Here is a 13,462-nt window from a genome sequence, read left to right as displayed (position 1 = left end):
TTAACCTTCTCTCGTCAATTGTTGTTCACTAATGAGTGCTTCAACTCGACTAAGCATTACTATTTTTAATTCATCTGATAATAGACTTGAAGCATGAATTTGTGTCGTATAACATGTTGCTTCTTGTTGAATCACATGATGAATCTTGGCAATTACTTGCTCGTTACTTAGCGGTTCGTCACTGGTGATGTCATCAAAGCGAATAGTAGAGCTATTATTTTCAAGTGCTTTTAATTCATCAAATAAACGTCCTATAAGCATTCCTTTTTTCATCAATGGCGTATATGACCCAAAATTAAAATGATGGTAAAATTGTTCAACTGCCTTACTAACAATCACTTCAAATTGTTCAAGCCACTTAGAAAAGGTTTTATCATTTGGCTCATATAGCGCTGTTTTTCTTTCGCTAATATCCGCTACGGCCGTAGATAATGCTTGCACGAGCTGGATATTTGGTAAGCTAGCAAGCGTTGCATAATACATGCCACTATAATAGTCCCCAGCAAGCACAGTTAACTGCTGTGCTTTCGTTGTGGCATTATGCTCCATTACAAGGTCATGTGTCGTCAGGGCTGTTTGAATCATTGCTACACAAGAGGCAGCGACCTGGTGATGTGCTGTCCATTGCCCGCCATTAAAATTTGGCAGTAACAAATAAAACAATTGATCCTCCCAAATAATCGGTTGACCTGCGTACTCTTGGAGTGTTCTATGATGTAATTTGCTATAAATTTCATCTTTTAATTCCGTTACGAGTAGCTCGGTTTTAGCTGCATTCATAAAAAAAATCTCCAATCAATTCCTGATGTATATCCTTTATCAATCTATCATACTGATTTAATCGTTTAATTACTATTTTTTTGAATCGCTTTGAACAGTACCATTCGCTGATTGAATCATTGCTTTGCCACGAATTTTCATAGCGGATGTGTGCTCTGTAAATTGCGCAATCATGACTTCGCCCTTGTCTAGTTTTTCAGAGTGGTGAAACTTCGTATCGTCCCCTCTAGTTAAACCAATTACATGAACGCCATCCTCTTCAGCTTTAATAACAATAAAATCATTTTGTGACATAAGACAGTTCCCCCATCATTCGAATTTGCTCATTCTATAATAGCATAAATACACCTTAAAATTAAGGCATTTGAATGAATGATAATATTTCATTGCGTTTCACATCGTCATTTTCAAAAATACCTTTTGCCACAGTCGTAATCGTTTTAGCACCCGGCTTTTTGATTCCACGCATTGTCATACACATATGCTCTGCTTCAATCACGACATAAACACCTTGTGGTTTAAGCATTTCCATCATTGTATTAGCGACTGTTGTTGTAATACGCTCTTGTAACTGAGGTCTTTTAGCAACCGTTTCTACTGTGCGTGCCAATTTGCTCAAACCCGCTACAACGCCATCTTGGGGAATATACGCAATATGTGCTTTACCATAAAACGGTACGAGGTGATGCTCACACATGGAGAAGAAAGGAATATCCTTCACGAGTACAACCTCATTATGGCCTTCGTGAAAAACTGTTTCAAAATAGTCTCTCGGGTCCATATGTAAGCCTTCGAACATTTCCGCATACATTTTCGAAACGCGTTTAGGTGTATCAAGCAACCCTTCACGAGATGGATCCTCGCCAACTGCCTCTAAAATCATTTTTACTGCCTCTTGAATTTTTTCTATGTCAACTGCTTGCGTATTTGTTTTAGTCACTGTATGTATCCTCCATTGTTTGCTATCCATTTCTATGTTAGATGTTAGCATATACGGCCCTGTAAGCAAAGCATGAATGCCTTTTATATCTGACTTTTTTATACGCAAAAAGAGCAGTTAATCCGAAGATTAACTGCTCTTATGTACTGCCAATGCAATTATTTCACTGCATCTTTAAGTGCTTTACCTGGTTTAAAAGCAGGTACTTTACTTGCAGCGATTTGGATTTCTTTACCTGTTTGTGGGTTGCGACCTTTACGAGCAGCGCGTTCACGAACTTCAAAGTTACCAAAACCGATTAATTGTACTTTATCACCTTTTGCAAGAGCAGCTTGAATTGTTTCAAATACAGATTCAACTGCTTTAGAAGCGTCTTTTTTTGAAAGTTCTGCAGCTACTGCAACTGAGTTTACTAGTTCTGTTTTGTTCATACCATTCACCTCCTCTCAATGGGGGCTTGTGTTGAAACCATGTGAAAAGATTATCACAAACCCTATTTACTATGCAATAATATTTATACTTCTTTTACCAACTTTAAGCAACTTTTATCCTTGAATGATTTTTTTAGTTACTTAGACCTATTTCCTATAAAGCTGCTCTATCAACAATAGCGCTATATCATGGTCTTTCACACAAGTGGAAGATGGGGTTTATTTGAAATTAGTAAGTAATTCGGAAATATGAAGTGAGACAAGTTATGTATATGAGCTGCATACTAAAATGATGAAATATGAATATATAAACAATCTCACAATTCATGTTTATACGAATAATGTATAAATTATTTTAGTCTTACCATCTAAACGTTGTCACAACAACATTTGCCACATTTTTCCGTTCACATCATATAGATTTCCTTTCTTTCACTATTTTAAACACATTTTAAGAAAATATTTATTTTCGCTAGAAAAATCTTCTTTTTCAAGTAAAATAATCATAATTTTATCGTTAATCGTGTCTTTTTTTCTCTAGATCCCTCTCCTTTTTTTCTACAAAGCCCCATTTACTAATTATTTATATAGTATTCCTTTCTTCCAAAACGACTTATTTCGACTACAATAAAGACGAATGATTATGCAATAATACGTCATAATATCGTTTTTTTGACTTTTTTATTCACTGATGAAAACACACTTTTTTTTAAGTTTCACATCTCATTTGTAAAGTAACAATCACTTTTTAAAAAAATTCCCTAAAGATTGGAAAGGTATTTTTTTGGAAATCTCTATCATAGTAAATATGAACTATACAATATTTACTACAAATTTTATACGCCTTTTTTTCAAAAAAAAATTCATATTTCCAATGGAAATATGAATAAAAAACTTTATTTATTTTTTAAAATCATCGTAAATTTCTACATCACCAGCAGAATTGACGATATATTTTGTTGAATAGGCTGGTAAAATCGGATGTTTTTCTTCTAATAAAAAGCGAATATCCTGATTTTTTTTCAAAATCGGTTTTTTTTCTGTCACTATTTTTTGTAAATCTATAGAATAATCGACGAAAAATTCACCCGTCCCCTTCAATATAATCGGTAAATTCACGTTAGAATATGGGCTTTTTACGACAGGTTGCGATTTATAGCCCATTTTTTTATAGTTAAAATAGTAGTAATTTCCGATAATATGCTCACCAATTGGTACAAAACCATTCGCTGTTTTCTTCAATACAAGATCACGAATAATCTCTGCTTGTTGCAAATCAATTAACTTCACAACAGGATTTTTACTCTCCGCATGCCAAATGACATACTGATAAATACCACCTTTTTCAAAAGAATTATTCGGCAATACATCGATATAATGATCACGTGTTAATTTTTCAAAGTCAATTGGATATTTAATATATTTGTCGACAACCTGGTCCTTATTTTTTATCGGTAGTAATCCACCCGTTTTCTCTCGGTATTCATCGACTGCTTTTTGTATATACGTTAAGTTAACCTCATCTGCTGTTATACGCTCTCTTGTCACTTCTGGTGATGTGGAGCAGCCTGCAATGATTACGGTAAAACACAGAACAACTATTGTAGTAATCCATTTTTTCATACGTATCCCTCTTTTATGTATAGTTACCATGTAAATATAACGAATATCATCGTTAGAAATCCAATCAATAAAAAGCTATAGGCTATGAGCGCTATTACACCGCTGATGATGCCATTGGAAATTTTATGACGACTTATATACATCAATGCCATTGACAATGCCATAAACCCCATAGAATAAAAGGATATCCACATCATATTCATCGGTGAAATCGCGGCTGATAATACGAACTGATTCACTTAATCGGTCAACCACCTTTCATCATTATTATAGGGAAATTATAGCATAAAAAACAAGAGGTGGGTATATTACCATCTCTTGTAATAATAAAGAGAGAAATAATGTCAATTAAAATGGCGTCCTCCTGAGGTTTCTTTCCATATTTTGATGTTGAAAAATAGTTTCCAAGTATTGTCTTCATTTCTGTTATTGTATTATTCGCCGGGTCACTGCTGTCGCCTCAGGCTCTGTAGATAAGCCATCTTTGTCGCAAAAAATTATGCATCAGCCATTAGCATATAACTGTATTTGTCATTTCCCTTATCTTGATACATTCCCTGTGAAAGTCCAAAGTTATATACCTTTTATTTTTGGTTCTATTATATATGTTGGGGTATTAAAACAATTCATGTTTTAGAAAAATAGAAATAGCGAAAGCTTTCCTACTTGTTTTTCGGCAGGAGTCCTCGCCATTTCTTTTAATCATGATGAATATACCTAAAAAGAGACAGAAAAAAGTACAGATTCACTAAATCGTTACCGTTCGCGCTATCCTCTCAGGTGAAAAGTGCGTATAAATGAAGTGAAAATAGGTTGGAATCGTTTCGCTTGTGGTTATTCAAATGGTTTTTTAGAAGGAATTAATAACATTAAAGTATAAAGAAGTTGGTGTACATCTGGGCTAAATGAAAAAAAGCCCCACCATCACAAATAATTGTGACAGTGAGGCTAAATGAAATAGATTGTATTTACGCGTTAATTATCGTAGTGTGCATCCATTTCTGTTTTCTTCACACGAAGCATTAATTTCTCTACGCCTTCTTTTGGAGACTTTTCTTCAAATAATACTGAATAGAGTACTTCCGTAATCGGCATGGCGACATCGTATTTAGCTGCCAGTTGGTGAGCTGCCTTCGTCGTACGAACACCCTCAACAACCATTCCCATTTGTTCAAGCACTTCAGGAAGTTTTAAACCTTTACCTAATAGATTACCGGCTCTCCAATTGCGTGAATGAACTGATGTACATGTCACGATTAAATCCCCCATACCAGCTAAGCCCATAAAAGTTAGCGGGTTAGCACCCATTTTAACACCAAGTCGTGTGATTTCAGCTAAGCCACGTGTAATTAATGCGGCTTTGGCATTGTCACCGTATCCGATACCATCCGATACACCTGCTGCTAAGGCAATTACATTTTTCAATGCACCACCAAGTTCTACGCCTAAAATATCTTCATTCGTGTAAACACGGAAATATTGATTCATAAATAAATCTTGAACAACTTTTGCTGCTTCTAAATCTGGTGAAGATGCTGCTACTGTTGTCGGATGATGCTTCACAACTTCCTCAGCATGGCTTGGGCCAGATAATGCAACAATGCTCTCAACATATTCAGATGCCAATTCCTCCGCCATTATTTGTGAAATACGAATTAATGAATCTGGTTCAATCCCTTTAGAAACATGAACATAAATCAACTTCTTATTTAAAGTAAGCATCATTTTTTGACATGTTTCACGGATACCAGTAGTTGGTACAGCCATAACAACGATTTCAGCATGTTCTACAGCTTGTGCCATATTAGATGTCGATTTTAGTGTCAATGGTAAAACCGTTCCTGGTAAATATTTTTCGTTCGTGTGCTGATTATTAATTTCGTCAGCTTGGTTTTCTCTATGTGACCAAATTAGTGTGTCGTGACCATTTTCGGCAAGGACAGTAGCTAGCGCTGTTCCCCACGAACCGGCTCCAAATACAGTAACTTTCCTCATAGCAAAATCCCCCTTCAACGCTAATTAGTCGCGTGCTCTAGTTATAATACGGATTGGTGTACCTTCAAATTCGAATGTATCACGAATACGGTTTTCTAAGAAACGTTCATACGAAAAGTGCATAAGTTCCGGTTCATTTACAAAGACAACAAATGTAGGTGGTTTAATCGCTACCTGTGTCGCATAATAAATACGTAATCTTCTACCCTTATCAGTTGGAGCTGGGTTACGAGCAACGGCATCAGAAATTACTTCATTTAGAATAGATGACTGAATACGCATTGCGTGGTTATCAAATACTCTATTTATTACAGGAAGTAAATTGTGCACACGTTTACCTGTTGTAGCTGAAGTGAATAAAATCGGAGCATAATCTAAGAATTGGAAATTCTCACGGATTTCTTTCGTTTTTTCATTCATTGTTTTTTCATCTTTAATAACAGCATCCCACTTGTTCATAACAAGGATGACACCTTTACCTGCTTGGTGAGCATAGCCAGCAATTTTTTTATCTTGCTCTTGAATGCCTTCTTCACCATTGATGATCACAAGAACAACATCAGAACGTTCAATGCCTCGTAATGCGCGAAGAACACTGTATTTTTCTGTTGATTCATACACTTTACCTTTTTTACGCATACCAGCAGTATCGATAATGACATACTCTTGATCTTCAAAAGTATATGGTGAATCGATTGCATCGCGTGTAGTACCTGCAACATCACTTACGATAACGCGTTCGTCACCTAAGAATGCATTTACTAATGAAGATTTACCAACATTTGGACGGCCGATTAGTGAAAACTTAATAACCCCTTCACCATAATCAATATCCTCTGTATCTGGGAAATGCTTCGCTGCTTCATCTAATAAATCCCCAAGTCCTAAACCATGAGAACCAGAGATTGGGAATGGATCACCAAAACCTAATGAATAGAAATCATACATCATTTCGCGCATATCTGGATTATCAATTTTATTTACTGCAAGAACTACAGGTTTTTTTGTTTTGTATAAAATACGTGCAACTTGTTCATCAGCTGTCGTTACGCCTTCACGACCATTCGTCATGAAAATAATTACATCTGCTTCATCAATTGCAATTTCTGCTTGTTGACGGATTTGTTCTAAAAATGGCTCATCGCCCATATCGATACCGCCAGTATCAATAATATTAAATTCGTGTGTTAACCAATCCGCTGAACTGTAGATACGGTCGCGTGTTACGCCTGGAATATCTTCAACGATAGATACGCGTTCTCCAACAATTCTATTAAAAATAGTCGATTTACCGACATTTGGACGGCCGACGATTGCTAAAACCGGTTTCGGCATAAAAATTCATCCTTCCAACTTCAATTTATTACTTATTATACAATAAAAAAGATGATGGGGTCGCCATCACCTAACAACTCATTGTTTATAGTATCTTCATTTTATCAAAAATAGGTCATAAAGAAAAGAAAAACCGTCATTTATCCACTTTAAATAAAGTTATTTTGACTTTATTCGACAAATTTAAGCATCTTCAGCTACTTCACGATAAGATCTTCTCTAATTGCGACCAACGCTTCTATAACGACCAATCTCTCTTTATGCGCTTTTAAAGTTAGACATTTGTCGTAAGCAGGCGTTACTTACCGCTTGACCCGATTTACTTACCGCTTGACCCGCTTTACTTACCGGTTAGCCTGATTTACTTACCGCTTGACCCGCTTTACTTACCGCTTGACTCGATTTACTTACCGCTTGACTCGATTTACTTACCGCTTGACTCGATTTACTTACCGCTTAGCCTAACTAGCTTGAATTACTCCCTTACTCGCGGCGACAGTCTTCGTGATCATGCGATTTTTTCGCGCGGACCATGGAGTAGCTGTGGGTTGCTTCATCGAAGATCGATTACTCCCTTACTCGCGGCATCAGTCTTCGTGATCATGCGATTTTTTCGCGCGGACCATGATGAATGTTTGATTTAAAAGTTATATTTTTAACTTATACAGGTGTTACTTACCGGTTGACTTGATTTACTTACCGCTTGACCTGATTTACTTACCGGTTAGCCTGATTTACTTACCGGTTGACCTGATTTACTTACCGCTTGACCTGATTTACTTACCGGTTAGCCTGATTTACTTACCGGTTGACTCGATTTTACTTATGCGCTTATGCAGTCACCCTTTTAAACCTGACGTATAGAGTTGAGAGAACAAAAAAGACAGGTCTGAGGAAGCACCTGTCTTTTAAATTTTTTATTTAGAATCAGATTTAAAATCTTTTAGCTTGTCACCAAGTAAATCACCGAATGAAAAGCCATTTTCCTGTTCAGGAAGTTCATAGTCAGTCACATTTTCTCCTGAGTCTTCTTCTTCCACTAAAGCTTTTATACTTAAAGCAATACGTTTTTCATCTTCGTTAACTTCAAGTACCTTCGCTTCAATTTCTTGCCCCTCTTGTAGTACTTCGTGAGGTGTATTGATATGCTTATGTGATATTTGAGAAATATGCACGAGTCCTTCAATACCTGGTAGAATTTCCACAAAAGCACCAAAAGTAACGAGACGACGTACCGTTCCTTTTAAGATTGCCCCTTTAGGCGCTTTTTCTTCGATGTTTTCCCACGGACCGGCTAATGTGTCTTTAATCGATAACGAAATTCTTTCTTCTGAAGGGTCAACAGACAGTACTTTAACATTAACCTTTTGTCCTTCTTTTAGTACGCTCGATACATTTTCAACATGCTCATGTGCGATTTGTGAAATATGGACTAAGCCGTCCACTCCCCCAAGGTCTACAAAAGCACCAAATGTTGCAATTCTTTGAACGGTTCCTTCGATAATATCTCCAGCTTGAATCGTTTTGATAACTTCACTCTTTTGCAATTCTTTTTCTTCTTGAACAACAGCTCGATGAGACAAAATTAAACGATTTTTTTCTTGATCCATCTCGACAATTTTAAACGTAATCATCGTTCCTTTATAATCTTCAAAGGATTCTACGAAATGGTCTTCCACTAGCGATGCTGGTACGAAACCTCTTACACCTAAATTAACAACAAGTCCGCCTTTTACGACGTCCTTCACCTCGGCTTCGATAATCGTACCATCTGCAAATTGTTGCTCTAGCTGTTTCCAAGCTATTTGTGCATCAATTTGGCGTTTTGATAATACGTAGTTTCCCGTGTTGTCAACGGCATCTTCAGCTGGTTCCTCAATTTTCGTCACAATGACATCAAACTGATCACCTACTGATACTACATCAGACGCTTTTTCAACATGTAAACTAGATAGCTCACTAATTGGAATGATTCCATCGTATTTTGCATTAGGGATTGAGACAATAACACGGTTATCTTCCACTGATTCAACTGTTGCTTTCACAACATCACCTTCATGAATTTCCGGTACTCCATTAACATTTATCTCTTCAGACATATGTAATCCTCCTTCGCATCAGTTACCTGCATTTTAGTAGAAACAAAGCAATAGATGAAATGACCCTTCCGATTTACTTTTTATTATCAGGGTGATGTTCATCTAACAGAAGTTGTATATGAGCCATAATCACTTCAGTTACTTCTTCAGGCTTTGCTTTTCGTTCACGATATGGTTCCATATCAATTGGTTCTCCATAAACAACCTTTAAGCGTTTAAAAGCTTTATAAGGTCCGATAATCGCACACGGTACGACAACCGCATTGCCACGTAATGCAAAAAAACCTGCCCCTGAAAAACCTTTACCTAGCGTACCAGTACGATTTCTAGTGCCTTCGGGGAATAAACCAACTACCTGTCCATCTTTTAAAAGATTGACAGCTGTACGTAGGGCTTGTCGATCACTAAATCCGCGTTTTACTGGAAACGCATGTACTTTCGGTAATATACCCTTTAAAACAGGCATGTTAAACAATTCTTCTTTGGCCATGAAATTTACTGGCCTTGGCGAAGTAATACCTACCATTGGTGGGTCCAATTCGTGGATATGATTGGAACATAACAGTACGCCGCCCTCTTTTGGAAAGTGCTCTTTACCGATAATATCCATTCTATATAGTGGCTTTAGTGCCGTGTTAACAAGGGATTTTGCAAAATGATAAAAGTCCATATTATGCCATCCTTTCACTCGCCAGCTTCAAGATTTCGTCAGCAGCCTGTTCTATGTTTAACTCCGTAGTATCAACAAAAACTGCATCTGTAGCCTGGACTAATGGCGAAGCCTCACGCTCACTGTCCATCTTATCACGCAGTGCAATTTCTTCTTTTAACGCTTCATATGAAGAGTTAATACCACGTTGTTTATTATCTTCATATCTTCTTCTTGCTCTTTCATCTACTGTTGCAGACATAAAGATTTTAAGCTCAGCCTTAGGTAATACCGCTGTGCCGATATCTCGACCATCCATAATCACGCCACCTTTAGCAGCCATAGCATATTGAAGTTCGACCATTATTGCTCGCATAGCTGCATGCGCTGCTACTTTCGAGACATTATTAGTCACTTCATTTGAACGAATCTCCTGCGACACATCAACACCATCCAGAAACACGAGTTGACCTTGCTGAGAAGGTTTTAACTCGATCGAGCTTTCTTCAAGTAAAGCTGTTACTTGCGCTTCACTTGATAAATCTATATTTTCTTTCAAGGCTTTCAAAGTTAGAGCACGATACATCGCACCAGTGTCTATATATGTGAATCCTAATTTTTCAGCTGCAATTTTAGCAATTGTACTTTTACCTGCTCCAGCTGGCCCATCAATTGCGATTTGAATATTGTTAACCAAGTTCTTCAATCCTTTCTTTCTTCCCAACCATTATACCATATTGAGCACTACACCGCTCGTTTCTATCATCTACAAAAAAGACATTTTGCACGAAAAAATCATGCAAAATGCTACTGTTAAATTCTCTATTAAACGTCTTTTTAAAAATTAAATTGTAGACTCTTTTTTCCTAATTAACAGTTGGCGTTCAAAACAAAAACGAATAATCAACTGCTTGTCTATTTCATCTGTTTCTGTAAATTTCAATGGTATAACATACGTACCATCACGTTCTATAATACGAATAACTTGCGCAGTCGTTTCTACATAACGTACGCCTTCTTCACGATTTTCAAAAGGCAAAGCAATCATAATTTCGATGACTTCATTTTCTTTGTATTTTTTGGCATCATTGCACATAATAGCTAAACCGCCAGCACTAATATCTTCCGCTACAACTTGTTCATAGCTATTATTTTTTAACACTGCTACATCAACTGGCGTCATCACACGCACATACTCTCTACGCTGAATTTTTTCGAATTGATCTTCAGCTGGTATCGATAACATAATCATAGGGATATTCCCTTTTTCACGACCCGTTACATGCGTTCTAAAAGAATAGGCAATTTTTTGATCATCAATAAACGATGCGCGGAAACGTGTACCTTCCATCAAAAAAGCGGTACGATGAGATGCAGTATTGATCGGATAGTCAATTAGGATGACTTGATCACGTTGATCGACGACCTTACATTTAAACCTGTCATCCGTTTCTTCATCATAAGGTTGTAGTATAAGGTTTGTTCCTAGCTTTATCTCCATATTTTTCTCTCCTACGCAATCAAAATTATAACTATATTATTACATTTTTTCGTATCTTTTGCTACAGAAATAATTCTCATAAATCAACAATAAGACTCAAAAAAATGGTAATAATTATTTCTATTTTATCAATACTAATCAAAAAGTACTATCTATAAGGTGAATCTTTATTTTTATTTACGATTAGTTCCACTAAAGCCATATGAGCTGTTTTAACTTTTTTCAGACTAAACCACCAAAGGAATAACATAAATGGAATCATAATATAGACCCAATGTTTTTGTGAAATAAAGATTAAATTATAAACGATATGTAAAGTTAAAGGTGCAAGAAGCGCTAAACTTTTGAAGCGTATGCTAGACGAGGACACGTCGAATTTGGCCCGACCGAGATAATAACCCATTACAACACCAAATAACGCATGGCTCGATACCGGTAAAATAGCGCGCAAAAACGCAGTATGCACACCGTAAGACATGAGGTAAAATATATTTTCAACAGTGGCAAATCCCAATGAAATCGCTGCACCATAAAGGACGCCATCATATGGATCATCAAATTCAACATTATTAAATAATACAAGTAATAAAATTAGCCATTTAAAAAATTCTTCAATTATTCCTGTAAAAAAAACCTCTTGAATAATTGGATGTGTAAAAACTTGCTCTTCCTTAAAAACATACTGTAAAAACATGATAGGAAATGTTAAAATTGCCCCATAGATGAATGTTTGTAGCAGTGTTTTACGCGGCTCTGTTTTCATCTGATTCCGTAGATAGAAAAAACTAAAAAGAGCTAAACCAGGAGCAATTGCTACGGTTAATAATACGATCATGACAAAACTCCCCTCGGTTTAGTAGGTTAATTATAACACTTTGTTCCTTAGCAATTATAGGAGGGTAATCATGAAAAAAAATATTTTAATCATCCATACAGGCGGCACAATCTCCATGCATGTGAACGAAGAAACAGGTGCTGTTGTACCCGATGACATCAATCCGTTGACAAGGGAAAGTGAAAAATTGCAAAAATTCGCAAATACGACGGAAATAGATGCCTTCAATCTCCCCTCCCCACATATGACGCCTGATCATATGTTACAACTGAGAACGATCATTATGAATACGCTTGATCATAATACATTTGATGGTGTGGTGATTACACATGGTACCGATACATTGGAGGAAACAGCCTATTTTTTAGAACTCACTTTGAATACATCTATCCCCATTATTTTAACGGGGGCTATGCGCTCTTCAAATGAACTCGGTTCAGATGGTATATATAATTTAGTCGCAGCTATACGGGTCGCTTCCGAAGATAAGGCACATGGACAAGGCGTTCTTGTCGTGATGAATGATGAAATTCATGCCGCTGCTAATGTGACAAAAACATCAACGAGTAACGTCGCGACTTTTCAATCACCACAATATGGTCCAATCGGTTTAATAACAGTCTCTACTATCCACTTTCACCATTCAGCTATTTTCCGTGAATATGTCGAGGTACAACAACTAACTAAGCGTGTCGCGATGTTAAAAACATATGCTGGTATGGATGCCGATATCGTTGAGGCAATAAGCCTTGCAGACTATGATGGCGTTGTAATTGAAGGGCTTGGTCAAGGGAATGTACCACCGAGCATCGTACCAGGTATCAAAAAACTACTCGCTAATGGTATACCTGTCGTAGTAGTTTCTCGTTGCTTTAATGGTATCGCACAAGGTGTTTATGGCTATGTCGGTGGCGGGAAAATGCTCGAAGATCTCGGCGCCATTTATACAACAGGTATCAATGGACAAAAAGCACGATTAAAACTATTAGTCGCGTTAAATCAAGTTGATTGCTCCATTGATTTACCAGCATTTTTCCACTCTAATTAAACAAAGACCATAGAAAAAAGTACTACAACCGACCTAAAAAGATAAGACAAACTAAAACACCTCCATTAAATTGGGTATTGAAATAATACCCAATTTAATGGGAGGGCACTGAAAAACTTACGTTTTTTATGACGAGTTGATTTTTTAGATAAAAATAAGGCACTTTCTGTTCGATTTGAACAGAAAGTGCCTTATTTCATTGTCTATTTCTTACTCTTTTTCATTT

Annotated in this window: 14 protein-coding genes; 1 reads left to right on the top strand and 13 read right to left on the bottom strand. The window is 36.7% G+C overall.

Features of this window, described 5'->3' with window-relative positions; translation table 11 throughout:
• From DEX24_RS13285 to prsW, 13 genes are all read right to left on the bottom strand, one after another.
• On the bottom strand, window positions 1-780 hold the full coding sequence (locus DEX24_RS13285; protein WP_109306901.1) for a heptaprenyl diphosphate synthase component 1: 780 nt from the start codon (window positions 778-780) through the stop codon (window positions 1-3).
• Window positions 781-852: 72 nt separating this feature from the next.
• Complete coding sequence (gene mtrB / locus DEX24_RS13280) at window positions 853-1,074, bottom strand: trp RNA-binding attenuation protein MtrB (RefSeq protein ID WP_109306900.1); 222 nt, start codon at window positions 1,072-1,074, stop codon at window positions 853-855.
• Window positions 1,075-1,135: 61 nt separating this feature from the next.
• A complete protein-coding gene (gene folE / locus DEX24_RS13275; RefSeq protein WP_281288206.1) occupies window positions 1,136-1,720 on the bottom strand; it encodes a GTP cyclohydrolase I FolE in 585 nt (194 codons plus the stop codon).
• Between the two features lie 158 nt (window positions 1,721-1,878).
• A complete protein-coding gene (locus tag DEX24_RS13270) occupies window positions 1,879-2,151 on the bottom strand; it encodes an HU family DNA-binding protein (protein ID WP_109306899.1) in 273 nt (90 codons plus the stop codon).
• A gap of 900 nt (window positions 2,152-3,051) precedes the next feature.
• Window positions 3,052-3,774 (bottom strand): hypothetical protein, encoded by a 723-nt coding sequence (locus DEX24_RS13265; RefSeq protein ID WP_109306898.1) that lies wholly within the window; start codon window positions 3,772-3,774, stop codon window positions 3,052-3,054.
• A 23-nt stretch (window positions 3,775-3,797) separates the two neighbouring features.
• On the bottom strand, window positions 3,798-4,013 hold the full coding sequence (locus DEX24_RS13260; RefSeq protein WP_246131533.1) for a DUF2768 domain-containing protein: 216 nt from the start codon (window positions 4,011-4,013) through the stop codon (window positions 3,798-3,800).
• Between the two features lie 736 nt (window positions 4,014-4,749).
• On the bottom strand, window positions 4,750-5,769 hold the full coding sequence (locus DEX24_RS13255) for an NAD(P)H-dependent glycerol-3-phosphate dehydrogenase (RefSeq protein WP_109306897.1): 1,020 nt from the start codon (window positions 5,767-5,769) through the stop codon (window positions 4,750-4,752).
• Window positions 5,770-5,793: 24 nt separating this feature from the next.
• On the bottom strand, window positions 5,794-7,104 hold the full coding sequence (gene der, locus DEX24_RS13250) for a ribosome biogenesis GTPase Der (protein WP_109306896.1): 1,311 nt from the start codon (window positions 7,102-7,104) through the stop codon (window positions 5,794-5,796).
• Between the two features lie 917 nt (window positions 7,105-8,021).
• Entirely contained in the window at window positions 8,022-9,203 is a 1,182-nt protein-coding gene (gene rpsA / locus DEX24_RS13245; RefSeq protein ID WP_109306895.1) for a 30S ribosomal protein S1, read from the bottom strand.
• A gap of 73 nt (window positions 9,204-9,276) precedes the next feature.
• Entirely contained in the window at window positions 9,277-9,873 is a 597-nt protein-coding gene (locus DEX24_RS13240) for a lysophospholipid acyltransferase family protein (protein WP_109306894.1), read from the bottom strand.
• A 1-nt stretch (window position 9,874) separates the two neighbouring features.
• Complete coding sequence (cmk, locus tag DEX24_RS13235; RefSeq protein WP_109306893.1) at window positions 9,875-10,549, bottom strand: (d)CMP kinase; 675 nt, start codon at window positions 10,547-10,549, stop codon at window positions 9,875-9,877.
• Window positions 10,550-10,696: 147 nt separating this feature from the next.
• Window positions 10,697-11,353: a flagellar brake protein gene (locus tag DEX24_RS13230; RefSeq protein ID WP_109306892.1), complete on the bottom strand. Its 657-nt coding sequence runs from the start codon at window positions 11,351-11,353 to the stop codon at window positions 10,697-10,699.
• A 148-nt stretch (window positions 11,354-11,501) separates the two neighbouring features.
• A complete protein-coding gene (gene prsW / locus DEX24_RS13225; RefSeq protein ID WP_109306891.1) occupies window positions 11,502-12,188 on the bottom strand; it encodes a glutamic-type intramembrane protease PrsW in 687 nt (228 codons plus the stop codon).
• Between the two features lie 70 nt (window positions 12,189-12,258).
• On the opposite strand from prsW, the gene DEX24_RS13220 reads away from it, so the two are divergent.
• Window positions 12,259-13,236: an asparaginase gene (locus DEX24_RS13220; RefSeq protein WP_109306890.1), complete on the top strand. Its 978-nt coding sequence runs from the start codon at window positions 12,259-12,261 to the stop codon at window positions 13,234-13,236.
• Window positions 13,237-13,462: the final 226 nt, after the last annotated feature.

Source organism: Kurthia sibirica (assembly GCF_003143975.1).
Classification (GTDB): domain Bacteria; phylum Bacillota; class Bacilli; order Bacillales_A; family Planococcaceae; genus Kurthia; species Kurthia sibirica.
Note: the sequence above shows the minus strand (reverse complement) of the source record. Positions and strands in the feature narration are given on the sequence as shown.